Source organism: Haladaptatus sp. R4 (assembly GCF_001625445.1).
Taxonomy (GTDB): Archaea; Halobacteriota; Halobacteria; order Halobacteriales; family Haladaptataceae; genus Haladaptatus.
In genome coordinates this window covers 311924-338831 of sequence record NZ_LWHG01000011.1, presented here as the reverse complement: position 1 = coordinate 338831, position 26908 = coordinate 311924, and the positions used below count along the sequence as shown (strand labels likewise).

The 26908-nt window shown below is 61.9% G+C and carries 26 protein-coding genes and 3 pseudogenes; 16 read left to right on the top strand and 13 right to left on the bottom strand.

The window, feature by feature from the left end; all coding sequences use genetic code 11:
* The first annotated feature begins 197 nt into the window (after positions 1–197).
* The 6 genes and pseudogenes from A4G99_RS05350 to A4G99_RS05330 all read left to right on the top strand — a co-directional run bounded on the left by A4G99_RS05350 (position 198) and on the right by A4G99_RS05330 (position 4427).
* Positions 198–1136, top strand: coding sequence for an aminoglycoside phosphotransferase family protein (locus A4G99_RS05350; protein WP_066140371.1), 939 nt, complete (start codon positions 198–200; stop codon positions 1134–1136).
* A gap of 64 nt (positions 1137–1200) precedes the next feature.
* Positions 1201–1649 (top strand): annotated as a pseudogene (locus A4G99_RS05345) (MOSC domain-containing protein).
* 79 nt (positions 1650–1728) lie between these two features.
* Positions 1729–2580, top strand: a complete 852-nt coding sequence (locus A4G99_RS05340; RefSeq protein ID WP_066140369.1) for a helix-turn-helix transcriptional regulator — start codon at positions 1729–1731, stop codon at positions 2578–2580.
* 91 nt (positions 2581–2671) lie between these two features.
* Positions 2672–2992, top strand: a pseudogene (locus A4G99_RS28595) (MFS transporter); the annotation flags it as partial.
* An 82-nt stretch (positions 2993–3074) separates the two neighbouring features.
* Positions 3075–3983: an MFS transporter gene (locus tag A4G99_RS05335; RefSeq protein WP_255359048.1), complete on the top strand. Its 909-nt coding sequence runs from the start codon at positions 3075–3077 to the stop codon at positions 3981–3983.
* Between the two features lie 27 nt (positions 3984–4010).
* Positions 4011–4427 carry an iron-sulfur cluster assembly scaffold protein gene (locus A4G99_RS05330; protein ID WP_066140366.1) on the top strand — a complete coding sequence of 139 codons (417 nt, stop codon included), beginning with the start codon at positions 4011–4013 and terminating at the stop codon, positions 4425–4427.
* A 144-nt stretch (positions 4428–4571) separates the two neighbouring features.
* Here A4G99_RS05330 and radA read toward each other — a convergent pair whose 3' ends face one another.
* Complete coding sequence (gene radA, locus A4G99_RS05325; protein WP_066140363.1) at positions 4572–5603, bottom strand: DNA repair and recombination protein RadA; 1032 nt, start codon at positions 5601–5603, stop codon at positions 4572–4574.
* 133 nt (positions 5604–5736) lie between these two features.
* Complete coding sequence (locus A4G99_RS05320; RefSeq protein WP_066140361.1) at positions 5737–6342, bottom strand: hypothetical protein; 606 nt, start codon at positions 6340–6342, stop codon at positions 5737–5739.
* A gap of 87 nt (positions 6343–6429) precedes the next feature.
* Between A4G99_RS05320 and A4G99_RS24290 the strand changes: the two genes are divergently transcribed.
* Positions 6430–6966 (top strand): DsrE family protein, encoded by a 537-nt coding sequence (locus A4G99_RS24290; RefSeq protein ID WP_082837711.1) that lies wholly within the window; start codon positions 6430–6432, stop codon positions 6964–6966.
* A gap of 24 nt (positions 6967–6990) precedes the next feature.
* On the opposite strand, the gene htpX is transcribed toward A4G99_RS24290, so the two are convergent.
* Positions 6991–7881: a zinc metalloprotease HtpX gene (gene htpX, locus A4G99_RS05310; RefSeq protein ID WP_066140358.1), complete on the bottom strand. Its 891-nt coding sequence runs from the start codon at positions 7879–7881 to the stop codon at positions 6991–6993.
* Positions 7882–8166: 285 nt separating this feature from the next.
* On the opposite strand from htpX, the gene A4G99_RS29260 reads away from it, so the two are divergent.
* The 5 genes from A4G99_RS29260 to A4G99_RS05290 all read left to right on the top strand — a co-directional run bounded on the left by A4G99_RS29260 (position 8167) and on the right by A4G99_RS05290 (position 12794).
* Positions 8167–8283 (top strand): DUF2080 family transposase-associated protein, encoded by a 117-nt coding sequence (locus A4G99_RS29260; protein ID WP_150123076.1) that lies wholly within the window; start codon positions 8167–8169, stop codon positions 8281–8283.
* 3 nt (positions 8284–8286) lie between these two features.
* Positions 8287–9558 carry an RNA-guided endonuclease TnpB family protein gene (locus tag A4G99_RS05305; protein ID WP_066140356.1) on the top strand — a complete coding sequence of 424 codons (1272 nt, stop codon included), beginning with the start codon at positions 8287–8289 and terminating at the stop codon, positions 9556–9558.
* A 181-nt stretch (positions 9559–9739) separates the two neighbouring features.
* Positions 9740–10621 (top strand): NAD(P)-dependent oxidoreductase, encoded by an 882-nt coding sequence (locus A4G99_RS05300; protein WP_066140353.1) that lies wholly within the window; start codon positions 9740–9742, stop codon positions 10619–10621.
* Positions 10622–10690: 69 nt separating this feature from the next.
* The gene (locus A4G99_RS05295) at positions 10691–11800 is read left to right on the top strand and encodes a 60S ribosomal export protein NMD3 (RefSeq protein WP_066140349.1); all 1110 of its coding nucleotides are present in this window, start codon (positions 10691–10693) and stop codon (positions 11798–11800) included.
* Positions 11793–12794: a class I SAM-dependent methyltransferase family protein gene (locus tag A4G99_RS05290; RefSeq protein WP_066140345.1), complete on the top strand. Its 1002-nt coding sequence runs from the start codon at positions 11793–11795 to the stop codon at positions 12792–12794. Before A4G99_RS05295 ends, A4G99_RS05290 begins: the two co-directional genes overlap by 8 nt.
* A gap of 21 nt (positions 12795–12815) precedes the next feature.
* On the opposite strand, the pseudogene A4G99_RS05285 reads toward A4G99_RS05290, so the two are convergent.
* Positions 12816–13891: pseudogene (locus A4G99_RS05285) on the bottom strand (DUF2891 domain-containing protein).
* Between the two features lie 77 nt (positions 13892–13968).
* On the opposite strand from A4G99_RS05285, the gene A4G99_RS05280 reads away from it, so the two are divergent.
* Positions 13969–14163 (top strand): hypothetical protein, encoded by a 195-nt coding sequence (locus A4G99_RS05280; protein WP_150123043.1) that lies wholly within the window; start codon positions 13969–13971, stop codon positions 14161–14163.
* Here the strand turns inward: A4G99_RS05280 and A4G99_RS05275 are convergent.
* From A4G99_RS05275 to A4G99_RS05250, 6 genes are all read right to left on the bottom strand, one after another.
* The gene (locus A4G99_RS05275) at positions 14156–15226 is read right to left on the bottom strand and encodes an N-acetylmuramoyl-L-alanine amidase (protein WP_066140339.1); all 1071 of its coding nucleotides are present in this window, start codon (positions 15224–15226) and stop codon (positions 14156–14158) included. The two genes, A4G99_RS05280 and A4G99_RS05275, sit on opposite strands and share 8 nt — an antisense overlap.
* A gap of 80 nt (positions 15227–15306) precedes the next feature.
* Positions 15307–17121 carry a helicase C-terminal domain-containing protein gene (locus A4G99_RS05270; RefSeq protein ID WP_066140336.1) on the bottom strand — a complete coding sequence of 605 codons (1815 nt, stop codon included), beginning with the start codon at positions 17119–17121 and terminating at the stop codon, positions 15307–15309.
* 72 nt (positions 17122–17193) lie between these two features.
* A complete protein-coding gene (locus A4G99_RS05265) occupies positions 17194–19503 on the bottom strand; it encodes a cation:proton antiporter (RefSeq protein ID WP_066142349.1) in 2310 nt (769 codons plus the stop codon).
* 100 nt (positions 19504–19603) lie between these two features.
* Entirely contained in the window at positions 19604–19975 is a 372-nt protein-coding gene (locus A4G99_RS05260) for a CBS domain-containing protein (RefSeq protein ID WP_066140333.1), read from the bottom strand.
* A complete protein-coding gene (locus tag A4G99_RS05255) occupies positions 19918–20760 on the bottom strand; it encodes a hypothetical protein (RefSeq protein ID WP_066140331.1) in 843 nt (280 codons plus the stop codon). Before A4G99_RS05255 ends, A4G99_RS05260 begins: the two co-directional genes overlap by 58 nt.
* Before the next feature lie 105 nt (positions 20761–20865).
* Positions 20866–21075: a hypothetical protein gene (locus A4G99_RS05250; RefSeq protein WP_066140329.1), complete on the bottom strand. Its 210-nt coding sequence runs from the start codon at positions 21073–21075 to the stop codon at positions 20866–20868.
* A 309-nt stretch (positions 21076–21384) separates the two neighbouring features.
* Between A4G99_RS05250 and A4G99_RS25725 the strand changes: the two genes are divergently transcribed.
* Both A4G99_RS25725 and A4G99_RS05245 read left to right on the top strand, forming a co-directional pair.
* Positions 21385–21525, top strand: a complete 141-nt coding sequence (locus tag A4G99_RS25725) for a hypothetical protein (protein ID WP_190303693.1) — start codon at positions 21385–21387, stop codon at positions 21523–21525.
* On the top strand, positions 21522–22856 hold the full coding sequence (locus A4G99_RS05245; protein ID WP_066140326.1) for an MFS transporter: 1335 nt from the start codon (positions 21522–21524) through the stop codon (positions 22854–22856). The genes A4G99_RS25725 and A4G99_RS05245 overlap by 4 nt, the downstream gene beginning before the upstream one ends.
* Before the next feature lie 76 nt (positions 22857–22932).
* Here A4G99_RS05245 and A4G99_RS05240 read toward each other — a convergent pair whose 3' ends face one another.
* Both A4G99_RS05240 and A4G99_RS05235 read right to left on the bottom strand, forming a co-directional pair.
* Positions 22933–25335, bottom strand: a complete 2403-nt coding sequence (locus tag A4G99_RS05240) for a DUF4350 domain-containing protein (protein ID WP_223301723.1) — start codon at positions 25333–25335, stop codon at positions 22933–22935.
* Between the two features lie 137 nt (positions 25336–25472).
* Positions 25473–25754 carry a hypothetical protein gene (locus A4G99_RS05235; protein ID WP_066140320.1) on the bottom strand — a complete coding sequence of 94 codons (282 nt, stop codon included), beginning with the start codon at positions 25752–25754 and terminating at the stop codon, positions 25473–25475.
* A gap of 73 nt (positions 25755–25827) precedes the next feature.
* Here A4G99_RS05235 and A4G99_RS05230 point away from each other — a divergent pair, with 73 nt between their 5' ends.
* The gene (locus A4G99_RS05230) at positions 25828–26682 is read left to right on the top strand and encodes a zinc/iron-chelating domain-containing protein (RefSeq protein WP_066140318.1); all 855 of its coding nucleotides are present in this window, start codon (positions 25828–25830) and stop codon (positions 26680–26682) included.
* Between the two features lie 22 nt (positions 26683–26704).
* Here A4G99_RS05230 and A4G99_RS05225 read toward each other — a convergent pair whose 3' ends face one another.
* The gene (locus tag A4G99_RS05225) at positions 26705–26878 is read right to left on the bottom strand and encodes a DUF5786 family protein (RefSeq protein ID WP_223301795.1); all 174 of its coding nucleotides are present in this window, start codon (positions 26876–26878) and stop codon (positions 26705–26707) included.
* Positions 26879–26908: the final 30 nt, after the last annotated feature.

Here is a 26908-nt window from a genome sequence, read left to right as displayed (position 1 = left end):
GGTTCTGAGTTTGACTGGATTCTGGGAACTGGACGGTCTGTTCGACTTCCATTGCTTGCAACCTGTTCTCTGTCGGTGACTTCAAATAGTTGGTTGCTGAAGAGTTGGCTGTCCATTTTTCGGTCGGAGCGACAGCGCCCCCGCGCGAATCGGACTGCTCGCCCCGACCGGTCGTCGCACGTCACGCGACGAACACCATGCAAGAAGACGAACGAGACGTACGCGATGTACGTGAGAAACTTGTATCGCACGCAAAACAGTACGAAGTCGTCCGGAAGCTACACGACGTACCGCCGCACGTCACGCACGAGGTTCGGGTGGATGGAAAGCGAGCGGTCTACAAACGGGCACGGAGTTCGGACGGTAATCCAGCCGTCGAAGCCGAGGTCATCCGTCACGTCGCAAGGAATACGTCGGTTCCGGTCCCCGAGATTCTGGGAGTTGGTAGTGACTATTTCATCGCCGAATGGCACGACGAAGTGCCGGAGGAGACGAGCGTGGACGAGGAACGCGCCCGAGCCATGGGTGCCGGACTGGCGACGCTCCACGACGAAACGGCCTTCGAGGCGACGGGGTTCCTTCGGAACGACGACGGTGACCTCGCACTCGACGCCGACGAGACGTGGCACGGGACCGTCTGTGAATTTCTCGCGTCCCGGCGCGAGTTCGTCGAACCGTTCGGCTACGGCGACGTGGCAACCGACGCGCTCGAATTCGTCCGGAAGAATCCGGGTCTGTTCGACGGGGCGGGCGACCCGGTCCTCTGTCACGGCAACTTCCTTCCGGAACACGTGGGGACCGACGGTGACGAGGTGACGTGCGTCATCGACTTCGAACACGCTATCGTCGCCCCGGGGGAGTACGACTACTGGCGGACGGCGCTTCCGATTTTTACGGGACCGAGCGGGACGAACGACGCGCTGGCCGAGGCCTTTCGTATCGGCTACGAGTCGGTTCGCTCGTTACCGGCGGGATTCGACCGACGGAGGGAACTCTACTGGATGGTGAACGCCGTCTCCTATTTCCGGTCGCTCTTCCTCCAGCGTCAGCAGACCGGACAAGAATCGGCTCGGACCGCCCGCGGTTTCCGGGAGTACGTCTACGAGACTATCGACTCCTTGGAGACGAAGCCGTAGCGAGCGCTCGCCGGAGCATCCTCGTCTACCACGAATTTATACTGTCAGCACGCAATCAGCGTGCATGGACGGAATCGGCGAAATCGAGGCGATTCACATCGCGGACGAGTCGGCGGCGGAGACGGACGAAGTCGAAACGGTCGAAGCAGTGGCGGGGGCGGGCCTGCGCGGTGACCGGCACTTCGACCCCGACGTTTCGGGCAACGACATCACGCTCATCGAAGCCGAAGCCGTCGAGGCCATCGAGGAGGAGGCCGGAATCGCGCTCGAACCCGGGGAACACCGTCGCAACGTGACGACGCGCAACGCCGCGCTGAATCACCTCGTCGGGAAGCGGTTCCGTGTCGGCGACGCGATTTGCGAGGGCGTCGAACTCTGTGAACCGTGTTCGCATCTGGAATCGCTAACCGAAAAGGGGACGCTCGCGCGCTCGTCCACCGCGGCGGGCTTCGCGCCAGTATCGTCGAATCCGGCGAAATTCGGGTCGGCGACAGCGTGACGCAGTTGTCCTAACGTCGGGTACGTGGGTGAGAGGCGGGTTGGACGGGATGGTGTTGAAAAGTATTTCACGCGCCCAGACCGATGACGGGGCATGGACGCGGACGAGCGAGAGGTGTCCCCGGAGCAAGCGTTCTCGCTGCTCGGAAACGACACCCGCATCGGAATCATTCAGGCCCTCTGGAAGGCGGACGAGCCGTTGTCGTTTTCCGACCTCCACGACCGAGTCGAAATCCGTGACAGCGGGCAGTTCAACTACCATCTGAACAAACTCGTCGGCCTGTTCGTCCGGCAGGTGGACGGGAAGTACGAACTCACGTTTGCGGGCTCGCAGGTCATCGGCGCGATTCTCTCGGGAACCTACACGCAGCGTGCCGAAACGGAGCGGTTCGAACTCGACGCCAACTGCCCGGATTGCGGGACGGAACTGACCGCGACGTACGAAGAGGAACGTGTCACGATTCGCTGTGAAACGTGCGACGAGGATCGGTCGACGTTCGGGTTACCACCAGGAGCGTTCGAGGGGCGTGACGAGTCGGAGTTACAGCGGACGTTCGAGCGCTGGCTTCTCAACGTCTTTTCGCTCATGGCAGACGGCGTCTGTCTTCGGTGTTCCGGGAAGACTATCGGGTCGCTCATCACCGAGTCGGAGTACTTCTACAGCAACCAAGAGGTCGGCATCGAATTCGTCTGCGAGCGCTGTGGGGACCGCGCATCCGGCAATCTCGGAACGTATCTCCTCCGACATCCGGCGGTGGTCGCGTTCCACTACGACCACGGTATCGACCTCACCAAAGCGACCGTCTGGGAACTCGAATGGCTCAGCGGGGATAACGAACGTCTCGTCTCGGAGGCCCCGCTCGTTGCCGAATGCGTCGTCACGCTCGACGGCGACGAACTCACGCTAACCGTGGACGAGGAACTCGCCGTTCACGTCGAAGATTGACAGACATCATACAGAACTCAGTTTCGGATATTTCCGCAACAGAACTGTATTTCTGGAATCATATATCTCGCTCCCCCTCCAGTCTCGTTTCATGCGCTCTCTATTCGAAAATCGGACCTTCAGTCGACTGTTCCTCGGTCGATTGATCACGAACGCGGGGGACAGTGCGTACGCCGTCGCGGCGATGTGGTTGGCGTTCCAACTCGGCGGCTCGTCGTTTTACACGGGACTGGCGGGCTTTCTCACGATGCTTCCCCAGACGCTCCAATTTCTCGCCGGACCGCTGGTGGACCGCTGGCGGATTCGGCGGATTCTCGTCGGAACACAACTCGCACAGGGAATCTTCGTCCTCACCATCCCGGTGGCCTACGCGATGGGATGGCTGACGGTGTGGGTCGTCCTCGTCGTGATGCCGATCCTCTCGCTGCTCAACCAGTTCGTCTACCCCGCGGAGCAGGCCGCCCTCCCCCGCGCTCGTGGACAAAGACGAACTCGTGGAAGCCAACTCGGCCTTTTCGTTCGCCTACCAAGGGGTCGATTTCGCGTTCACCGCGCTCGGCGGCATCGTCATCGCCGCGATGGGTGCAATCGCCCTCTACCTCGTCGACTCAGTGACGTTCCTCGCGGCGACGCTCGTCTTTCTGGGCGTGAAAATACCGGCCGCGGAATCGCAGTCGAACGGTGAAGAAACGGAAGAGGAAGCCGAAAACGACGACCCCGAGAACGTCACGTCCGCCCTCGACGACTATCTCGCCCAACTCCGTGACGGCATCGACTACGTTCGCGGATCGATACTCGTGTGGGTGCTCGCCGGAAGCCTCGTCGTCAACGCGGCTATCGGAAGCACACTTGCGGTTCTCCCGGCGTACGCGAAAGCACACGGCGGGTCGGATGCGTACGGGTTTCTCCTCGCCGCAGTCGTCGGCGGAATGCTCATCGGGTCGCTCGCGGCGTCGCCCCTCGAACGATTTTCACTCGCCGCCTTGAGCATCGGCGGGTTCGTCTTCGGTGGAGTCGTGTGGCTCGCCGCGGTCGCCGCTGGGTGGTTCCCGGCGACGCTCGGACTGTTTTTCCTGGCGTGGATTCCGGTCGGCGCGACGAACGTCATCTTCGCGGCGATGATCCAATCCGTCGTTCCGGAACACCTGATGGGCCGCGTCTCGTCGGTGCTTTCGAGTGCCTCCGTGGGTGCGATGCCCCTCGGGTCGCTGCTCGGCGGCCTGGGCGGGGACGCACTCGGAAATACCGTCGTCATGACGACCACCGGATTCGGCTTCCTTTGTATCGCCCTCTGCTGGCTGGTCAATCCGCGACTTCGAGCGATCGCAACCCTCGACGACCTGGGTGGCGAGGAGTACGGACTCTCGACGGCCGCCGGGGCGGAACCGTCGGAATCCTTTTAGGTGAATCTCTCCTACCCAGATTCAACTATGAGCATGGGTTCGGACATGTACCGACAGCAGATTCTCGACCATTACCGGAACCCGCGAAACTACGGGGAACTCGAAAACGCCCAGTTCAGTCACGAGGGAGTCAACCCCTCCTGTGGCGACGAACTCGAATTCGACGTCTCCCTCGAAGACGACGGTGAAACCATCGAACGCGTCGCGTTCCGCGGCGACGGCTGTGCGATCAGTCAAGCCAGCGCCAGCATGCTCTCCCAGAAGCTTCCCGGCATGAGTCTGGACGAGGTTGCGGCGATGGACCGGGACGACGTTATCGACATGCTCGGCGTCGATATCAGCCCCATGCGGGTCAAATGCGCCGTGCTGGCCGAGAAAATCGTACAGGACGGGGCGGAGATTTACGAGGGCGAGCAGGAAGAAGGACGGACGACGACGGAATAAGCGACGGATTTGAAACAATCGACGGAGTTCCGATTTTGCGGTGCCGGGCGTTCGAGTTCGACGTGACGATTTGCGAGTGAGCGGAAGCTATCCGGGTATCGAGAAAGAAAAACAAGGGGGAGAACGCGTTTTCGAACCGCCCGATTATTCGGGCTTCAGACCGCCGTCCTGCACGCGCATGACGGCCTCGCCGTCGGCGAGGTTCGGCGCGTCCACGAGGCGGACGATACGCTTGTCGCCCTTCGACTTGCGGAGGTACATCCGGAAGGTGGATTTGTGTCCGAGGATGTTCCCACCGATGGGCTGAGTCGGGTCGCCGAAGAACGAGTCGGGGTTGGACGAAACCTGGTTCGTCACCACGACGGCCGTGTTGTAGAGGTTTCCGACCTTGTCGATGTCGTGCAGGTGTTTGTTGAGCTTCTGCTGACGGGTCGCGAGCTGACCACGGCCGACGTACTCGGCGCGGAAGTGGGCCGTGAGGCTGTCGATACAGACCAGTCGGACGGGCCAGTCGCCGTCCTCGTGTTCGCCAGCGAGTTCCTGTGCCTTCTCGGCGAGGAGCATCTGGTGGTTGGAGTTGAACGCCTTGGCAACGTGAATCTTGTCGAGGATGTCGTCGATGAGTTCCTGCATCGCCTCGTCGTCGTCCGGCGTTCCCTCGATTTCGCGGTCGTCCATCGTGGCCTGAAGGGCCTCTTCCGGCAGGCCGCGAACCATGTCGTCGATACGCTCGGGACGGAACGTGTCTTCGGAGTCGATGAAGATGACGCTGCCGTGGAGGCCGCCCTGTTCGGCGGGCAACTGGACGTTCACCGAAAGCTGGTGGGTGATCTGGGATTTCCCCGCACCGAACTCGCCGTACACTTCGGTGATGGACTGGGTCTCGACGCCGCCGCCGAGCAGTTCGTCCACTTCGTCGATCTGCCAGCTGAGTTTACCGATTCGCTCGCGTCGTTCGAGAACCTGCGAACCGGTCTCGAACCCGCCGATGTCGGCCTCCTTCCGTGCGGCCTGAATGATGTCGGCGGACGTGCTCTCGCCGACGTCTGCGGTGTTGCTCAGTTCGCCAGGGCTCGCGACTGCGAGGCTCTGATAGGAGTCGAATCCCGCTTCTCGGAGTTTCTCTGCTGTTGCCGGTCCAACGCCGGGAAGTGCTTCGAGGTCTACGTCTGCCATTGTACTTCTGCCTTGTTCCCCTCATCATATAAACCCCCGTTAACACCGGAGTGAAAGTGAAAATGGACGGCGTAAGCGGGATGTTTGAATCGGAAGGAAAGCCTTTAGATACGAAGAAAGAGTGTCGTGGGATTTATTCCCACGGATGTTTTCCGGTGCGGTCGGGCCAGAGCGGGTACCAGTACTGTTCGTCCGACTCGATTTCGAGTTCCCCGTCCAAGTTGCTCTGGAGTTTGAACTCGGCGGCCGAGTCGCGCTCGTGGCCGCGTTTCGGCGCGAACGGGTAGTAGGCACCACGGCGGAACGAGTACAGCCAATAGACGTAGTTGCCGTCGCGCTCGAAGCCGAAAATCGCTGCGAGGAGGCGGGAACCGTAGCCCTCCTCGACGAACGTGTCGGCCGCGAAGTGGAGGCTCGTCACGAGGTCCTCGGGGTCGTCGTCTTCGAGGACGAACCACGAGTACCCGTGGCTATCGACGTGTGCGGTCGCCTCGGTTCCCGTCTCTTCCTTTCCGGCTTCGAGGATGGCGTGTACCTCGTCCACCGCGTTCTGGAAGTCGGTGCTATCGACTTCGGAGAAACAGAGCGCGGCCTGCCCGACCGATTCGTAGCCGAGGTCGGCTTCCATCGTGACGTAGGCCGTGCTCATGCCGAAGAGGTCTTCGGGGTCGGCCGCCCGTCCGGCATCCGTCTCGGCGCGGATGCCGAGCACTTCGCGGATTCCATCGAGTAATCCCATATCGGGGCCTACGGAGGCGGGGAGGAAAAAGGGACGCGATACTTATGTCGCTGTTAATAAAGGTCCTCGCACCCGTCAGTGGAACCGATGGGAACGCATTCCCGACGCCGGTTTCTCGAACTGGCAGGTGCCGGCACCGCCATCGCGCTCGCGGGGTGTTCGAGCGGCCCGACGGAGGACGCGAAAGGTGCCTCCACGTCCACCACGGAAACCGATACGACGACTGAAACCACGACTGAAGAGGGAACGACCCAGACCGACGAAGATTCCCAGAATGTCAAAATGAGCACGGTATTTCACTACAGCAGCGGAGAAGAGAAACAGGGACACGCGGTGGCGAACGTCGCCAACCTCCTGAGCGACGATTCGACGGACACGGAGACGATCGCGCTCGTCGCCAACGGCAGCGGCGTCAAACTCGTTTCGAAGGACTCCACGGTGGCCGACAAAGTCAACTCCCTCGTGGAAAAGGGCGTGAAGTTCAAGGCATGCCACAACAGCATGAACAAGTTCAATTATACGAAAAAGGACCTCCTTTCGGGTGTCGAAATCGTTCCCGCCGGAGTCGGCGAACTCACCAAACTGCAGGCGAAGAAGGGATACGCCTACATCAAAACGCCGTAAGGCGTTAGTAGACGCCGAGAGTCGTTAGTACGACTCCATCTCGCGCTCCATGTCACGGAGGCGCTCGACGCGCTTTTCCGTGCTCGGGTGCGTGCTGAACAGGTTGCTGATGAAGCCTGCTTTTGCGGGGATGATGAAGAACGCGTTCATCTCGGAGGACTCGCGGAGGTCCTCCTTCGGAACCTTGTCCATCCGACCGTCGATGGTCAGCAGGGCCGAGGCGAGCGCCGACGGTTTGCCAGTGATCGTCGCCCCGCCGCGGTCCGCGGCGAACTCGCGGTAGCGCGAGAGCGCCCGGATGAGGAAGTAGCTGATGATCCACACGACGAGCGATGCGGCGATGGCGACGAAGACGGGAACCTGATTCCCGTCCCGACTGTTGCGGCCGCCGCCGAACAGCCAACCCCAGCGGACGATCATGAACGCGATGGTCGAGAGGAACGACGCGATGGTCATGACCATCACGTCGCGGTTCTTGACGTGCGCGAGTTCGTGGGCGAGCACGCCCTCCAGTTCCTCCTGATTCAGCGTCTGGAGGAGTCCGCTCGTCACACAGACGGCGGAGTTCTTCTGGGAGCGTCCGGTTGCGAACGCGTTTGGAACACGCGTATCAGCAACGGCGACCTTCGGCTTCGGCAGGTCGGCCTGTTGGCAGAGCCGACCGACGGTCGCGTGGAGGTCCGGATACTCGTCCTCGCTCACCTCGTGTGCGCCCATGCTCCACAGCGCCAGTTTGTCGCTGAAGAACAGCTGGCTGATGCCGAACACAACAGTACCGATGATTACCATGGTGAAGACGCCAGTACCATAGAAGAAATGTTCCATCACTCCGACGAACACGATATACAGGGCGAACAGGAGGAACATCGTGAGGCCCATCCTGGCACGAAGTCCCCAATCTGCCTTCCATTCCATGGTTCAGTCTAGGTATTCCGACCGTTTAACTGTTTTCAGACGCTAAGTCCTCTACCTCAAGGAGCGAGCGCGGTGCGGAGCGAGTAGGGAGGGGGATACAGCGTTCACAAGATCGCCATCAGAAATATTTGATTCCTTATTTACAATCAGATTTCGGTGAAACCTGACAATACCGTCGTTGTCTTTCGTACACAGTACTCCGGCTGTCTCACAGGTCAATCGGTAGTTTCATGCCAATTAATAATCTATACAATATAATTGGTAGGTTGAAATCGAAGGGCATGAATCCTTGACGGAACGGCAAAACCGTCCGGAAACAGCGCCCACGTCCTCGTTCCCAAACGCTGGCGCGGAGCCGACGTGAAAGTCGTTCGTGTCTCTCACTCCAATTCCAACGAATAGACCATGCAGTACAACTACAAATATCGACTCCAACCGACAGATGCCATCCGCGACGAGCTTCTGTACCACGTCGATATTTGTCGGCAACTGTACAACCATTGCTTGTTCAAGTTCAACGAATCTGACGAGATACCTGCCCGATACGAGCTACAGGGGCAACTCCCTGACCTCAAATCGTGGTGGGACGACCTCCGAGACGTTCACTCGAAGGTGTTACAGATGGTCGTCAAACGCGTCTACGACAACCTGTCAAGGCTGAAAGCGCAGAAAGAGAACGGACGGGCCGTTGGGATGCTCAAGTGGAAGCGACCTCGTGACTACCACTCGCTCACCTACAACCAGTCCGGCTTCAAGCTCAAGAATACGAGCGGTCGGCCAGTATTGTGGTTGAGCAAACTCGGTGAGATACCGATTCATCTCCACCGAGATATCCCCGAGAACGCGACTATTAAACAGGTCACAGTCAAGCGGGAACCGACGGGTGAGTGGTTCGCCACGTTCGCTATCGACGTTGACGAAGAAACGCCCGAGAAACCAAGGACGCCCGAGAAGTGCGTCGGGATTGACGTGGGTATCTTGAAGTATGCTCACGACACGGATGGACATGCAATCAAGAGCCTCGATCTCTCGGACGAACGCGAGCGGCTGGAACGCGAACAACGGAAGCTCTCGCGGAAGGAACATGGGTCGAACAACTACGAGAAACAACGCCGTCGCGTTGCGGAGTGCCACGCCGACCTCCGCCGGAAGCGCCGTGACTTCTTGCACAAACTCTCGAACTACTACGCGAAAGAGTATGACCTCGTAGCAGTCGAAGACTTGAACGTCGCCGGGATGATGCAGTTCGATTCAAATTCACGCAACCGAGCAGCCGCCGCATGGGGTACGTTTCTCCGGATGCTCGAATACAAGTGTGAACGCGAAGGAACGTACTTCGTCGCTGTAGACCCACGGAACACGACGAAGGAATGTGCGTCCTGTGGTGTGAAGACGGATAAGCCGTTGTGGGTCCGTGAACACTCCTGTCCCACCTGCGGTTTTGAAGCGGACAGAGACGCGAATGCGGCGTGGAATATCCTATCTCGCGGTATCGACAAAGTAGGAGTGGTTCACTCCGATTCAACGTCACCAGAAATCAAAGATTTCTGGTTGGCGAACGAATCGCTCTGCGATTCGTCAACGCCTGTGGAGACTGCGCTCCCTATGGACACTGTTGTGTCTGCAAAGCGCGTCGTGGAAGCAGGAAGTCCCGTCCTCAGCACGCGAAGCGAGTAGGACAGGGTAGTTCACAGATTCGTTGTGCGGGTAAGTAGCATACGAGGAGGGGGTGATTTTTATACACGGTTAAATACGTACCAAAATAATAGAAGTATCACGTTTGTCAAGGCCGGAACGCTTACCCCGAGAGACGGGTTAGACGGTGTATGTTCTCGTTTGAACCGACGAGGGTACATCGATGACCGGAACGGTCGTCTTAGCTGGGAGCCTCGACCGTTCCGGCCGATGGCTCGCCACGCACCTCGCCGAGCAAGGGTGGGACGTTACTTGCATGAGTCTCTCCCGTTCAGAGTGGGAACTGGGGGGGTATCGGGGGCTTTCGTTCCGCTCGGCCGACCTGACCGAACAGGTCGAGACGGCGGAAGCCATCTCGACCGAAAATCCGGATGCGGTCGTTCACTGGGCCTCGCTTCCGTCGCCCGAACGCCACGCTGGAATGCGGATATTCGAGAACAACGTCGTCGGCGCGTACAACGTTCTCACGGCCGCGGGGAGGGCGAACGCCCGAATCGCGTGGGCGTCGAACGAGAGCGCCTACGGCTTCCAACTCGCCGGAAAACCGTCGCTTCCGGAGTACCTTCCGCTGGACGAGGAACATCCGCTCCGGCCCGAGGACCCGTACGGGACGTCGAAGGTCGTGGGCGAGCAAATCGGCGCGATGGTCGCCCGCCGCTACGACGTCCCGGTGGCGTCGATTCGCGGGTCGTGGGTCCAGTTTCCCGACGAGTACGACTGTCTCGACGCCCGAACCAACCTCGCCACCGGCGCCGGGAACTTCTGGTCGTACGTGGACGTTCGGGACGTTTCGACCGCCATCGAGCGAGCCATCTCGGCTGACTTCTCCGGCCACGAACCGTTCATCGTCTCGGCGGAAGACAACTACCTCGACGAACCCATCGAGCGGGCGCTGTCCGAGTTCTTCCACGACGTTCCCGACTCGTGTACGATTTCGGGGACGGATTCGGCGCTCTCGACCGCGAAAGCTCAGTCGATGCTCGGGTGGGAACCGACCCACTCGTGGCGCGATACGGTGGACGACGACGAGTTCGTCTTTCAGTGAGCCATCGTCAGTAGCTTCGGCGTCTTCGTCATCTTCAGGCTTAAAAGCGAGAACGACATAGAGCCGACAATGACCGATTCTCGCGAATTCTGCCCGAACTGTGGCGACCCCATCGAGGTCGATATCACGGACCGGGAGTATCCGACGTCCGCATCCCCGCGCGAGCGGAAGCTCTGTGATTCCTGTTATTTCGACCGCTTCGACCTCGTGGACGCCCCCGAGCGGATCGAGGTTCGGGTGTGTGCCCAGTGCGGTGCCGTCTATCGCGGCCGTCGATGGGTCGACGTCGGCGCACGCGACTACACCGACATCGCCATCGAGGAAGTGAGCGAAGCGCTCGCCGTCCACGTCGATGCCCGCGACGTATCGTGGCAGGTGGAACCCGAGCAGATCGATCCGAACACGATCCGGATGCACTGTTATTTCTCCGGGATGGTCCGTGACACGCTGATGGAGGAGGAGATCATGGTTCCCGTCATGATCGCCCGCCAGACGTGTACGCGCTGTGGGCGGATTGCGGGCGACTACTACGCCAGCATCGTGCAGGTTCGAGGCGTCGATAGGACGCCGACCCCGACGGAGGAAAAACGGGCCAAAGAAATCGCCAACGAAATCGTCGCGGACATGGAGGCAACGGGCGACCGGAACGCCTTCGTCACCGAGATGGACGAAACGCCCGACGGACTGAACATCAAGGTCTCGACCACCAATATCGGCAAGAAGATTTCGAGCAAACTGGTCGAGGAGTTCGGCGGGAGCTTTTCCGATGCGGAAACCCTCGTCACGGAGGACGAGGACGGCAACGGAGTGTATCGCGTGACCTACGCCGTCCGCCTGCCGCCGTTCACCCCTGGCGACATCATCAGTCCCGACGACGACGGGCCAGTTCTCGTCAGGAGCGTACAAGGAAACCTGAAGGGTCGACGGATTACCACCGGCGAGGAGTACGAGGCCAAGTTCGGAAACGAGGACGCCGCCGACGCCAGCAAGTTGGGGAGCATCGACGACGCCGAGGAGACGACGCTGGTCGCCGTTACGGACGAACACGCGGTGCAGGTGCTCGACCCCGAAACGTACCAGACGAAGACGATTGCCAAACCGTCGTACATGGACGAGGACGCGGAGATGGTGCCGGTGTTCAAGAGTCGAGACGGACTGTACGTGGTTCCGGATGCGTGACCTCGCCGTTCTCGTACGAAAGCCGAAGGCGGAGGATACCATCGGCGAACTGGAAGCCGAAGGCGTCTACGACGATTCCCGAAAGGTCCGCGAACACGACGAAGAACTGGTCGAACTGCCGGTGACGGAGCGACCGACGGGAATCGAAATCGAGGAACTCATCGAACAGGACGACCCCGAGCGCCGAGGAACTGACCTCGAAGCGCTCCTTTCGGCGCGCGGGTGGACGGACGAAGAACTCCAGCGCGCACCCAAATCGTGGGCCGTCATCGGCAGCGTGATTCTCGTCCAGTTGGACGACTGTCCCCGCCCCGAAGATGTCGGCGAGGAACTGCTCGACCTGCACGGCGAGGCCGAAACCGTCCTCGCCCGCGGCGGAATTTCCGGCGAGCACCGGGAACCCGACGTGACCGTTATCGCGGGGACTGGGGACACCGAAACCGTCCACACCGAACACGGGACGAAGTACGGACTCGACCTCCGAAAGGTGATGTTCGCGCCCGGCAACCAGCGCGAACGCGCCCGGATGGGCGAGGTCGTCTCCCCCGACGAACGCGTCTTCGACATGTTCGCGGGAATCGGCTACTTCACGCTCCCGATGGCCCGTGCCGGAGCGCAGGTGACGGCCGTCGAGCGAAATCCGGCGTCGTTCAAGTTCCTCGTGGAGAACGCGATGCTGAACGACGTTCCGGGTCGCATCGACGCCTACCGGGCCGACTGCCGGGAGATGACGGACGTGAGCGCCGAACGCGTCGTCATGGGCTACTACGACGCCCACGAGTATCTCGACACGGCGCTCGACGCCCTCGAACCCGGCGGCATCGTTCACATGCACGAGACGACGCCAGAAAACCGACTATGGGAACGACCGGTTTCACGACTCGAATCGGCCGCGGAGAGTCGGGGACGGGACGCGAAAATTCTGGAGACGCGCCGCGTGAAAAGTCACAGCGAAGGCGTGTGGCACGTCGTGGTGGACGCGCGAATCGAGTGACTCCGCGACGTTCGTCACCGATCACGCCGGTGCGATACCGCCGTCGTTTCTGGTGAGCAAGTACAGCACGAACGACGAGAGCCAATGCGACCCGGCGTAGTCGTCGGTGAACGCCTGGTTCAAGCCGCGTTCAGTATGCCGCTTGGCACTCCGCTCGAATACATCGGCGTATCGGTGTCCGTCGAGGGCCGACGCGAGTCCCGCCAGACACCACGCCTTCGAAACGTTGAGCCCGGCCAAATGCAGTGCGACACCTTCGTCCGGATTAGACGCCACGTGAACGGGTTCGAGAATCGTCTCGTGGGGGCGGTGGTCACGTCCGGAAGGAAACGGTCGAGCCACGCCTCCAACTCGTCACGGCCGTAGACGCGTCGCATGAGGTCCGCCTCCGTCAGCGCGGGGGAGAGAAAATCCCACGCGAGGGGTTCGTACTCGACGGGATAGTCGCGGTCGTCGACGAAGAATTCGGTTGCCGTCTCGCAAACGGCCGCTTCCAACGACTCGTTGTCCGTCGTTCTCGCATAATCGAGGATACAGTGGAGAGCGAACGCGGAGTTTTGATGCGTTCCAACCCTGAACGGGCGTTTTTGTGGGAGGAACTCGGATTCGACGAGGGTCACGACCTCGTGTTCCAACGGCACGAGAACCGACCGCCACTCGTTCGCGTCGTCGTCTTCCCACCGAGATAACTCCGAGGCGAGGTGGAGGAGCCACGCCCACCCGTACGGTTTCTCGAAGGACGGGTTGGCCTCGAAGTATTCGACCTCCCGTTCGATGTTCTCGGGCGTAAACCGAGCGCCGATACGCGCTCTGATCTCGGACTCCGCGGGATGGTCGTCGAACAGGCGAAGTTGACGGATCAACGCCCAGTGGCTGTGTACCGACGAGTGCCAGTCGTAACAGCCGAAAAACACCGGATGTCGCTCCTTCGGCCGTTCGACCCCGTTCGGGGAGTCCACGGAACCGACGAAGTGGGGAAACTCGGTTTCGATGGACTCCAACGGATACTCGGAGAGGGTTTCCGCGGTATCCGTTCCGATCCAATCGCTTCTCCCCGAGAGGATCACGTTCGTATCGACGGCGGCAAGTGGGTTCATCGATGCAGGGGGGGTCTCCGCCGTTCCGTATTCAATCGACCGATTGTGTGCTAACAATACTCAATCCCGTTCGGACGATGGGGAACACGCGGCTAAACGGGTTGCAGCGCCAACAAAGGAACGGGGAAGAGGCCGCTCCAAAACCGATCGTCAACAACACTTATCAGATCGAGCACCATATGGCCGGTATGGATCGACAGAAGCTTATCTCGCTGTTCTTCGTCCTGCTGATGCTGGGCTCAGGAGTGGCGTACGCGGTCACCCTCATCTGAGCCAGTACCCGGCGGACCAACCGGTTTCGCCGCCCTCGTAGGCGACCTTCCACCAGCGGTAGCCGCCGGTGTCGACCGGACCGTCCACAACCGTTCCCGCGGTACCTTCCGGAACGGTTGCGAGTCGGGTATCGCTCGGTTCGTCCCTGACGCTCAGCCCGCTCGTGGTTTCGATTGTGGACCCCGAATCGAATCGGGCGTACAGCAGGTCGGTTGCGGCGACCCATCCGTGACGCCCACCGAAGGCGAGTTTGTACCACTGCTCACCGTGGTGGACATGGACGTTTCCGGTGGCGGTGCCGACCGCACCTGTCAGAACATCCAGCGTGCTCGAACGTCCGTCGGCCCCGTGATGGACGGCGTCGTCGGACAGCATCACCGCGTGCTCGCCGGATTCGATATCGTAGCGCCGAACGAACCCCTCGTAGCGGCCCCAGTTCCAGAGCGACCCGGGGTCGGTGTGACCGCTGATGCCGCCCGGTTGCGAGCAGTCGTACGGGTCGGGAACCTGTACGTGGCCGATGATACCGCCCTCACCGTCCATCGCGTCGCAGGGTGCGATATCGTAGCGGCGAACCCGTTTCGGGAAGTCGAATTTCGTGGCTTCCCAGCGAACGAGACGCGCGGAGACGTCGTATAGTTCGTCCGAAAACTGCGTCTGATCCACCCACCCCGAGTGTTCCACACCGATGGAATGCTGGTTGTACGGCCAGTTTCCGGCGTGCCACGCGATGTCCGACTCGTCCACCTGCTGTGTGAGATTGCCAGTCCGGTGATCCGCGACGTAATGGGCGCTCACGTTCGATTTGGGATTCTGAAACCAGTTCACGGTGCCGTCAGCGTCGCCCTGTGCGACGTGAACGATGAACCACCAGATGTCGAGGTCGGATTCGCGGTTCGCCTCGCTGTAGTTCGATTCGTCCGCCGGTGCCCAGTCGGCCACCGGTTTCGTCGCCGCCGCCGAAAGCCGAGACGCTCGATTTGCAGTCACCTGTCCGGAGAGCGCGCCAGCACCCGCAATACCGCCGATGGTCTTGAGAATCGTTCGTCGTGTTTCGTGCATATCCACTCTGATTCAGCCTCAATGTGGGATAAATTATCAACCTAGCATGAACGAACAACGGTCGAACTGAGTGGTTAAATCTACTCGGTGTCCCACACGTCCGCCATCGGACTCTTCTTTTTGCGGCCGGAACGCCGCGAGCGTGAGGATTGGTGGGATTGGCTGGATTGGGAGTTCGACTGCGACTGATCGTCGGTCGATTGGCTCGGCGATTCGGTTCGATGTCTTCCGCCGCCGAGGCCGCCGATACTGCCGTCGCCACCCGCGTCGCCGGGATCGAACTCGGGGAGTTCCGGGTACGACATCAGATCGACCTGTTCGGCGAACCAGTCGGGCATGTCGGTCCGGGCGCGGTCGAACAGTTGCAGGAGGCTGGAGTCGGCCAGATACGTCGCGCCGTAGTCGTCCGGGGCGCGGACCACGCGCCCGCAGCCCTGAATTACGGTGCGGAGCGCGGCGCGGTAGTACCACGCCCACTGGCCGTGTTCGAGTCGGTGGGCGACCCGCGAGTCGCCGGTGTTCAGGAACGGGGCTTTACAGAGCACTTGCCAGCGGGCGAGGTCCCCCTTCAAGTCGAGCGCCTCCTCCATCTTCACCGAGAGGAACACGTCCGGGTCGTCCGTCGCCTTCCACGAATCGAGGTCGGCGTCGCGCGAATCGCGACCGTGGGCGCGCACCCGTCCGCCGACCCCGAAGGCGTCGAGGTGTTCGGCGAGTTTCTGCTGGATGTGGTAGGAGTGGGCGTGGACGATTCCCTTTTCTTCGGGATGCTCCTGCATGACGCGGACGATGGTTCGCGCGATCTTCGGGAGCGTGTCCTCGCGGTGTTCGTACGTCATCTTCCCCTGCGTCACGTCGTACAGCGGCCGATTTTCCACCGGGAAGGTGTGGCCGACGTCCACGAGGGCGACGCGGTCCGGGTCCAGACCGACCTGCCGACAGAACGCCTCCTTGTTCAGGATCGTCGCCGAGAGGAGCGCGAACTTGTTCCCCCGTTCCCAGACGGTGTGGGCGAGGTACCGCTCGGGGTTCATCGGTTTGATGGTGATCGCGGTTCCCTTCCCGTCCGGTTGGTCCACGACCCACTCCGTCGCGCTGTCGGGGTTGCGGTAGTCTTCGACGAACCAGTCCAGTTCCGAGACGAGTTCCTGAAACCGGTCGCGGCGGGCGACCTCCGTGGGCGTGAGTTCCGGTTGCGCCACGAGGTCGTCTTTTCGTCGCTTGAGGGTGCCGCCGAGTCGTTCCGCGTACTCCACCGCCCTGTCGAGACCCGTGATTTCGGGGACCTTCATATCGTCCCAGATCGGCACCGTCCGCGGGTTTATATCGATGGCGGCGTACATCTCGGCCCATTCGGCGAGTCCGTGGGCCTCGTCGATGACCACCACGTCGCGCTTGCGGAACACCTCCGAACCAGCAGTTCGCATGAAGTACGCCAGCGTCATCGCCGCGATTTCCCGGTTGCTGGCGATGGCGCGGTCGGAGAAGTACGGACAGCGATGTCTCACCGAGCAGTCGTAGCCCTTCTCGCGGGCACAGGGCGCGCGATTGACCGGCGTGTCGTGCTCGCCCGGCAGGATACAGGAGTAGTTTCGCTTCCCGCGAATGATTTTGAGGTCGTCCAGCAGGGAGTCCTCGGCCACGTCGTCCAACTGCGAGACTTGCGGCGTCGTGTAGTACGCCCCCGTCGAATCGGTGGGGTCAGCCTCGTCGACCCGTCGTGCACACCCCGCAATCGCCCGAGCGAGCAGGGACTTGCCGCTCCCCGTCGGTGCGCGAACCAACACCACGTCGTTTTCGCCCTCGAACGCTTCCCGAATGTCCGATAGCGCCTCCTGCTGGTTGCCACGGAAGGAAGGTGCGGGGAACTCGTCTAAAATCCGCTCGGGATTCACTGTTAGTAGAACGACGAGGAGGGCCGTAAAACCTGCTGGTCTCGGGCGGGCAAGGGGCAGGCCGATCCGCAGTTACAGCGAACTGACGACCGCCACCGAACACGGCGCGTTCTTCAGGACGTGCTCGACTCGGTGACCGAGGAACGCCCGATGGGAACCGGAACGAATCTCGGATCCGAGGACGATGAGGTCGATGTCGTCGAGCATCGCGCGCTCGACGATGGTCCGTTCGGGTCGTTCGCCGACGGTCACCCGCGTCGAGACGCGAGCATCCATCCGACGACCCAGGTCCGCCTCCCGTTCGACGATTCCGTCCCCGATCCGAACGGCTTCGGAGAGGTTCGTGGCGTCCTCGAACAACTCCTCGGTCTGCGGGCGGTTGACGACGTGCAACACTTCGACCCGCGCGCCGCACTCCGCCGCGACGGCGAACGCGATCTCTGCGGCGTGGCGGCTGTACTGGGTGCCGACCGTCGGGAGGAGGATTCGCCGTATCGGCTCGTCCGGCGACCGCCTCGCCGACTCCCCAGCGCGCACGGCGACGAGGGGGCACGGACTCGTCCGTAGCATGTCGTCTATTTCCGTGCTGAACAGCAACCCCCCTGCGTTCGGCCGTCGCTGGCCAGTACCGAGCGCCAACAGGTCGTAACCGTCGGCCGCCTCGGCGACGACCGTTTCGCTCGCACTGCCCTCGACGGTCCTGACGACTGTCCGCCACTTGTCGGACGTGAGGTCGAGTCGTTCCCCCATCGTCTCCAGACAATCATCGGTCTCGACGCGCGCGTCCGAGCCGCCAGTTCCATCGTCGTTTCCGACCGTTCCGCCATCGCTTTCCGTTCTGACGCCCGGTGAACCGCCACCGAAAAGGCGTTTCACCCGCCGCGAGAGCCATCCGCCGGTCGTCGCCCATTCCGCTCCGATGGAGACGTACATGGTCGTCGCCTCCATCTCGCGGTTCCGGGCGATGTAGCCGACCAACCGCGCCGCCAATTGAGAATCCGGGCTACAGCGCGTCGGGAGGAGGATTCGAACGACGTTGCCGAGGAATCCCTCCGCATCCAGCTCCTCACGTTCCAATCGCGCCGCCTCCGACGAGGACAGTTCGATGTTCGCCAACGAACTCCGCAGGAGCGGCGGTGCGAGCAGCGAGGTGATGATGGCGACCATCACGATGATGGTGTACATCGTCCCGGTCAGGACGCCGACGCTGATGCCGATGGTGGCGACGATTATCTCCAGCGCGCCGCGAGCGTTCAATCCGGACCCGATGGCGATTCCCTCCCAGTTCGACAGCCCCGACGCCTTCGCACCGATGAACGACCCGGCGAACTTGCCGACGATGGCGACGGTGAGGACCGCGAGTCCGGCGAGAAACGCGGTTGGCTCCAGCAGCGTCGTCAAATCGACGCGCAATCCTGCCGTGGCGAAGAAGATTGGCGCGAAGATGCTGAGGGTGATCACCTCGAAGGTGTGTCGCGCCGCGCGGTCGAACCGCTTGACCTGCCCGACGAGGACTCCGACGACGAAGGCGCCGAGCACGGCTTCCAGACCGAGATACTGGGTGACCGTCCCGACGCCCAGAGCAAGTATCATCACCGTCGTCGCCATCGAGAGGTCGCCGCCGAGCGTGTTGTCCACCCACCGGAGCGTCCCTCTGACCGCGCGGTTACCGATCGTAAAGGCGACGCCGAGGAACGCGACCAGCAAGACGATGGTTTCCCCGGCGGTGCTCGCCGCCTCCCCGCCGCCGCTCCGTGCGAGGCTAGCCACGACGGCGAGCAGAAGCCAGCCAACTGTGTCGTTTATCATCCCGGACGCGATGGTTATCTGCCCGATGTCCCGGTTTATCACCCCCATCTCGATGAGCACCTTCGCGATGACCGGAATCGCCGAGATGGAGAGCGCCGTGGCGATGAACAGGCTGAACACGAGTCGCTGGTCGTCCGCCGCGAGGAACTCCGCCGGGAGAAGGTACGCTATTCCGAACCCCAACGCGAACGGGACGACGATGCCCGCGGCCGCGGTGTAGGTCGCGGGTTTGGCCCGTCTGGAGATGAGATCCAAATCCGTCTCGAAGCCGGTGACGACGAGCAACATTGTCAGTCCGAGCCACGAAACGACCTCTATCAGGTGATACTGGAGCGCCTCCTGTGGGAAGACGACGACGAACAGGCCCGGTGCGAGAGCGCCCAGAATAGACGGCCCCAACACGATACCCGCGAGCAGTTCACCCAGCACGGACGGCATGCCCGCGAATTTGGCTAGTTCTCCGAGGAGGCGCGCGGTGAACAGCAGCAGGAACAGATGAAAGAACAGGTAGAGGAGTTGGTGTTCACTGAGCGGTGGTAGCACGTTCGTGGCGGTAGTGACTGTCGCTATCATCGTTCCCCACCCCCGTGGGAGACCGTTCGCACTGAGTTCCGGAGTCATCGACGCATATAACCTTGTCCGCTCGACGGTGAGCGGGCGACGAGCGAACCGTCTACGGTGCGTTCGGTCGAACGCCTGCGATCTGCCGACGAACGTCCACCATGTGGGAGAACTCTGACGGCGTCAACACTCCGACATCGTTCGAGTAACCGACAAGGACGTAGTCCGTTCCGCCTCGGAACAACAGGTAAACGCTGAGGGCGGTTTCGTCGGGGGCGACCAAGACGATATCCTCTGAGACGAGTTTCCCGACGTTCGTCGTCGCCGACACGCTCGTCCGCTCGCGCCACGACCGAAGTGCGTCCGTCGTCAGAACACCGACCGGAGTCCCATCGCCGTCGCAGATCGGAAACGCGTCGTCGTCGCTCAGGTCGGGGCGTTCTCCGCGAGAAAGTCGTCGGCCAACGTCTTCGACGGCACGCACGATTTACGCCCTCGGACGAACTCCGAGACGGGCGTGTCGGCAAGGAACAGTCGGTTCGTGACGAACTGCCGCTCGTCCATGGACGAGAAGAAGAAGAACACGGCGACGAGTCCGAGAAGGATGTGTTCGAGCACGAATGCGGCGTAGAAGATTATGGCGACGGCGAGCAACTGCCCGAGGACGCTGACGATTCGCGTCGCCAGCAGGGTCGAGGTGGCGCGACCGAAGAGCGAGCGAAGCAGGAGCGCGCCGTCGAACGGAAAGATGGGGAGGAGATTGGCGATCCAGACGGTGCCGTTGAACATCGCCAGCAGACCGACTACGACCACGACGACCGGCGGGTTACTGGGGAGGAGCCAGAGAAGAGCGGTGAAGACGGCGGTGAGAGCCGCGCTGGTCAGTATTCCTGACAACGCGATGGTGGGTTCGCGTTCGAAGTAGCGACGGCTGTAATCGAACTGCGAGAGGCTACCGAACACCCAGAGAATGATGTAGTTCGTTTCGACGCCGTTACGCCGGGCGACCCACGTTCGCACCAAATCGTGGACGAGCAGGCTCGACAGGAAGCCGAAGAACACCACCACGCCGACCAACCACGGCGTGAGACCGACGTCTATCGATGCGTACCGGACCGTGTGCGGCGACAGGGACGCGAGCACCGCCACCCACGTACGGACCGAGACGCCACGCTGAATCCACCATCCGATGACGGGGAGCGCCAGCACGAGGCTGATGTCGATGAAAATCGGAATCCCCCATATCGACCCGATTCTTCCCCACCTCATAGCATTCCCTAGAGAACCCGAACGAGCGTCAGTTTTGCGCCGGTACCGTCGTTTCCGACGGAATCGAATCCGCGGTTGGAAGGACTTGGAACCGGTCGAACGACGCTACTCGGACGGTTCGAGCGCCACCACGTCCTCCGCCGACGGATAGTCCGGCAACTGTTCGATGCAGGCATAGCAGAGGAAGTGCTCGCTGCCGTCCTCGAACTCCAGCGTCATTCCGCCGGTGGTCTTTGGACTCGCAGTCCAGAAGTTGCCAATCCCTCCCGCAATCGGCACGTCCGCCCCACAGCCGTCGCACTTGTCGGTACTCATTGGAACCAGTTGTGAGTCAGGGGCAAAGAGCGTTTGGCGTGGACGGTTCGGACGATGCGGTGGCGGGAACCAGAAACGGAACTCCGGAGGCCGTCATCGGTGTGCGTTGAAGTGACACAGTACCGTCAGAACTATGACGGATGTGACTCGATCTTTTCACGAAGCGTTCTATGACTCATCGGTTCGCGTGTCGTCCGGTGTTCGAACCGCTCGCGCTCACGCCGAGGAGCGGGGCCCGATAGCCGCAGCACTCGGGTTTCGTTCCGCTACATCTCGTAGCCGCAGTTTCTCGACCGAACACACACGCATATGCCGATATCCACCGAGTCGTCGGCACGTCGCCGCGACTCACTCGTCAGCGCATCGTCGCTCGAACGAAAGACGCATCGCTCACCGTCCCTCGGACGGTTCGAACCGGAATCGACGACCGTCGGAGGTGGTCGCGAATGACCACGGCGGACGCGGACGGGAATACAGCCGACACGAGCGGAACGTCGGCGGACGTGAACGCCACGAACCCGTCGCTGTGGCGGAATAACGACTTCCGGCGGTTCTTCGCCGGGGAATTTGTGACAAATGCCGGGGACAGCCTCTACACCGTCGCGGTCCTGTGGCTCGTCTTCGACCTCACCGGTTCGACCGTCCTCACGGGAATCGCCAACTCGCTGTTGTTGCTCCCGTGGCTCCTGCAGATGTTCGCCGGACCGATAGTGGACCGACTACGGCTCAAACCCGTGCTCGTGGGGTCACAAGTGGTACAGGGCGTCGTCGTCCTCGCACTTCCGCTTGCCGCGGCGATGGGATGGATGAACGTCGGCGTCCTGCTCATGGTGGTCCCGATACTGACGCTGGCGAACCTGCTGATGGAGCCGATGCAGGCGACGCTGGTCCCCCGTATCGTGGCCAAGCGACGACTGTCGAGGGCGAACTCGGCGCTCGCGACCGTCACGCTCGGACTCGACATGGTGTTCGACGCCCTCGGTGGTGCCTTCATCGCCGTCTTCGGGGCGACGACGCTGTTCCTGCTCGACTCGGTCACGTTCGCCGTCGCCGGGATGCTGTTCGCGGGAATCACCGTGACCGCGGTGGACACCGTCGGCGAATCGGAAGGGGGCGACGAACCGCTGCTCGGCTCGTACGTCGCCGACCTGCGAGCGGGGGCCGACGTCCTCCGTGGAACGGTCTTCGTCGAACTGATACTCACGACCGCGGTGGTCAACCTGGCGACCGGCGTGACGCTCGCCATCCTCCCGGCCTTCGGCGACGGTCTGGGAGGTCCCGCGGTCTACGGCCTGCTACTCGGTGCGCTTGGCATCGGCCGACTCGTCGGGTCGGTAGTCGCGCCCCGTTTCGAAGGCGTCTCGTACGGACGGTTGCTCCTCGTCGGCAATTCGCTGGGAGCGTGCTGTTGGTTCGCCGCCGTTTATGCGCCGTCGGCGGCGCTCACGGTGGTCCTGTTCGGAGCCGCGTGGATACCCGCGGGCGTCAACGGCGTGCTCACGGCGACGTTGAATCAGACCGTGTTTCCGGCCGACCGACTCGCTCGGATATCGTCCATCAAGGGAACCGCCTCGGGTGCCACGCTACCGCTCGGTTCGCTGGTCGGCGGCGTCGTCGCCGAGGTGCTGGGAACGACGACGACGATGGGACTGGCCGCGTTCGGTTTCGGGTTCACGGGGCTGTACATACTCGTACGGCCGCGACTCCGACGGCTCCCCGCCGTCGCGGATGCGAATCCCGCGGCGTTCGACGTGACGCCGGAATCGGGCGACGGGGAGTAGCGCGGCTGTTCCCTTCGAATTTTTCGAAGTCCTCGGGACGGTGTACGAAAAACAGCGAAGAGCGGGGTCGTCCGTTTCAGTAGGACTTGCTGGTGGACAGTGCGCCGCTGTCGTCGTAGACGGACACCGTGTCGCCGCCGTTGTTCCAGACCGCGGAGCCGGTTTTGCCCCAGTAGAGGTCGGTGCTCGTGTCCGACCCGGTGCCGGTGTGGAGCGTCACCTGCGCACCGGCGTCGAAGGTGAAGCCGTCGGGGAACGAGTAGGTGTGGGAGGCCTCGTCCTCGACGGTCCAGCCGGTGAGGTCGATGGAGCCAGTTCCCGTGTTCTCGAAGACGACGTACTCGTCGTCGAGGTTGTTGTTGTCGTTGCCCGACGCGTCCTCGTGGATTTGGGCGATCGAAATCTCGCCGTCGCCGCTGCCGCCATCGCCGCCGCCGGTCGAGCCGTCGTAGGCGTCGAACAGCGGGAAGGACGTGTCGAAGACGGTGGTCGTCGGGATGCCCGAATCGCCATTGACGTTGTTCGTCCCGTCGGTGACTTGGTCGCCGTTGATGCGCAGGTCGGTTCCGAGAGAGGACGCGAGACTGTTCAGGTTGGAACGAGCGCCGGACGGTGCTGTCCCCGCACCGACGAGGACGACAGCGCCGCCGTCCGCGATGAACGAGGTGAGCGCGTCGATTTCGGCGCTCGTGAACGCGCTGACGGGCGTGGTGACGATGACCGCCTGCCAACGCGAGAGGTCGAACGCGTCGAGATGGTTGACTTGGTCGAACGAGAGGTCGACGCCTTCGAGGTAGCGGCCGTAGTACGCCGCGTCGTCGTTCGAGAGGGCGTAGGAGGCGTCGAACTGACCATGTCCACCGTCGATGAGGACGTCGCCGCTCCGGTCCGTGATGTAGTCGATGAGGTTGGTGAGGAAGACGAAGTTCTCGTAGTCGGAGGTATCGACGGCGAAGCCTTCGGAGCTCTCGTAACTCTCGTCGATGAGCGGGCCCCCGACCATGGCGACGTTGGCGTCCTCGTCCACCGCGGTGAGCGGGATGTCGCCGCTGTAGCTGTAGCCGCCACTCTGGGTGGCGGTGCTCTCGGCGGAGACCGGAACGCGGGAGTCGGCGACGCCGCCCGATTCCGTCTTGACGCTCGCGGCTTGCGGGAAGAACAGGTCGTCCACCGCACGGTTGCGGATTTCCGGAGCCTCGTCGGGTGCGCTTTCGCTCCACACGTTGAGACTGTCGGACCGTGCGGCGTCCTCCGCACGCCAGAACTCGTCGTGCTTCGAGAGACCGGAACCGTAAACGCGGGCGTAGCCCTGCTCGACTGCGTGGTAGTTGTACAGGTCGTCGCGGTTCCCATCGCCGTCCGCGTCGTAGTAGAGGTAGCCGAGAACGCGGTCGTAGGTGTCCCGGATCGGCTCGTTCTCGTCGAACGCGAGTGTGACGGTCTTCCCGCCGAGTTCGTCCTGTCCGAAGGTCTTCGCGTTGTCACCCCACGTCTGGAGGTAACTGAGGTCCTCGATACCCTCCCACTCCTGAATCCGCTCGGCGGAACTGTGCGAGGAGAGTTCGGGCGTGTCGATGCCGAGGATACGGATGCTCTCGGTCGTGCCGTCGGAGAACTCCACCGTCGCGGTGTCGCCGTCCGAGACTTTGGTGACGTCCACGGTGTAGGTCTTGGACTTGTCCAGTCCGAGTCCCTCGCGGTCGGTGAAGTAGTCGAAATCGGTGTTAAACTGGCTCGTGAGCGGCAGGTAATCCGAACCGCCGTTGTTGGTCGCGTCGACGACTTCGTCGTCGTTGAACCGGAACGAGAGGCCGAGCGCGGACGCGATGGCGTTCAGGTTCGCGGTCGTGTCGTTGTCGTTGTAGTCGGACTGGTCGTGGACGAACAGCGTGCCGCCGCTCGCGACGAAGTCCGAGAGGGCGCTCAGTTCGGAGGACGAAAACGCGGTGGCAGGCGACGTGATGACGGCCGCGTCCGCGCTCCCGAGGTCGGACGAGAGACTCGGCGTTGCCGTCACGGTGTAGCCGTTGTTCTCGGCGTAGCTCTCGAACTTCGAGAACGACGCGAGGTCGTAGTACTGGTCGTGGCCCTCGTCGAAGAGAACGGTGCCGGAACCGCCGAGTTGGGCGTCCCACGCGTTCAGGACGAACTCCTCGTTCCCGTGCTGCCAGACGGTGTCATCCTCGACGAGCATCGAACCGAACGCGACGACGTTCGACTCGGTGGCTGCCAGCGGAATCGACGTGCCGCTACTGTAGATGGTCGCGTCGCCGTTCGAGTCGGCATCGTGGTTGCTGGCCGTGTCCTCCGCCCAGACGGAGATGATCGAGCTATCGGTCAACTCCCCCCCGGAGGAGTCGAGGAGGCTCGACGTCGAGTGGAATTCGATTGCGGGAATCCCGCCCGAAGCGGCCCGTACTTCGGAACTACCCGTTGCGGCGATTGGTCCCGCTGCCGTTGCTGCTGCGAGCGCTGACATAAACGTTCGTCTTCGCATCGAATGAACGAAAAAATTGCAGAGACATAAATTATTGCATTTTCGTGTTTTGTTTTAATCTGCTGTCGAAAGAATATATACAGCTATGTGCACAACGTATCCCTACGTTTCACACGGTTCTATACGGCATCGTCCGGAGCGTATTCGTCCATCATTCGGCTCGCTTCGGTGGCGTAGCGCTCACGTGTTTCCTCGTCTTCGACCGTTCCCAACTGATCGGGGGACACGTCGAGTGCGGCCGTGGTTTCGCGCGCAGCACCGGTGAAGCTCGTGAGCGCACGCTCCTTGCGGAAGTAGCGTTTTCCGTCCGGCGTCGCGTACACGAGGATGATCAGGTTCTGCTCGTCGTCCGAATACGTCCGCTCCACGAGCCACACGCGCACGTCGTCGCTGGTATCCATATCTTCTATCGGTTCCGGAAGGAAATAGTTCCACCCGACGGTTTATGGTACTAACTACCGTACTGTGGTCGGTATGGAGGTGAACTGCGAGGGATGTGCTGGATGCTGTATCGACTGGCGAGCCATCGCGCCGACTTCCTCGGACCACGAGCGGCGTGGACCGCGCCGACCGTTGGACGACGCCTACAATCTCGTCCCCCTCATGCGCGAGGAAGTGGAAGCGTTCGTGGAGGCCGGACTCGGCGACGCCATGACCCCGCGCCTCTGGCACGACGACTCCGGGATCGAAATCGGCGGCGAACGACTGGCGGCGATCGGGGGGAAACCCGCGTTCTTTCTCGGACTTCGCAAGCCGCCGAAACCCGTCGAGCCGTTCGAAATCGGGGAATCGGAGTGGCTGCCGACCTGCACTTTCCTCGACCCGGAGACGCTGCAGTGTCGGATTCACGGGACCGACCTGTATCCGATGGAGTGTGCGGAGTACCCCGGCCACAACTGCAAGCTGGGACAGCAAACCGAATGTGAGCGGGTCGAGGAGGCGTTCGGCGGGGAGCGATTGCTGGATTCGGAACCGCCGGAGGCGCTCTCCGGACTCCTTCTCGGTCCGCAGGCAATCGGCGAAAAGGTGTTCGTCTATCCGGAACCCGACGAGTTATCCCCCGTCGTCGACCGCATGCTCGCGGACGAGTTGACCGACGAGGACCGTGCCCACTTCGTTGCGAGCGCCGCCGCAAGCGGTCCCGGAACGACGGAACACAATCGGGCGGTGTACGAAACCGTACTGGAACAAGCGCGAGCGGCCGACTCGTGGGTCGGCCGCTCCATTCGGGAGTGGGAAGCGATGGCCGAGAACTCCGACGAACCGGACCCGTCGGTCGCGGAGCGGGTCGAAGCGGAGCGCGGCGCACCGTCCACTCCCGGTTGGTAAACAACTGCGAAGAAGAGCCGTTCTACTCGGATTTCATCTTCTGGAACTGTTTGAGCAGATCTTCGGCTGAATCGCCGGAGTCGTATTCGACAGTCCCGTGATACTCCGATCGTACATCATCGGCGGTCGTATCGACGCTACTGTTCTTCCGCTCACGGCGTTCGTGTTCTTCTTCGTCATAGGCACCCATTGACATGACAACCACACCCATACTTGGCGAGGGGCA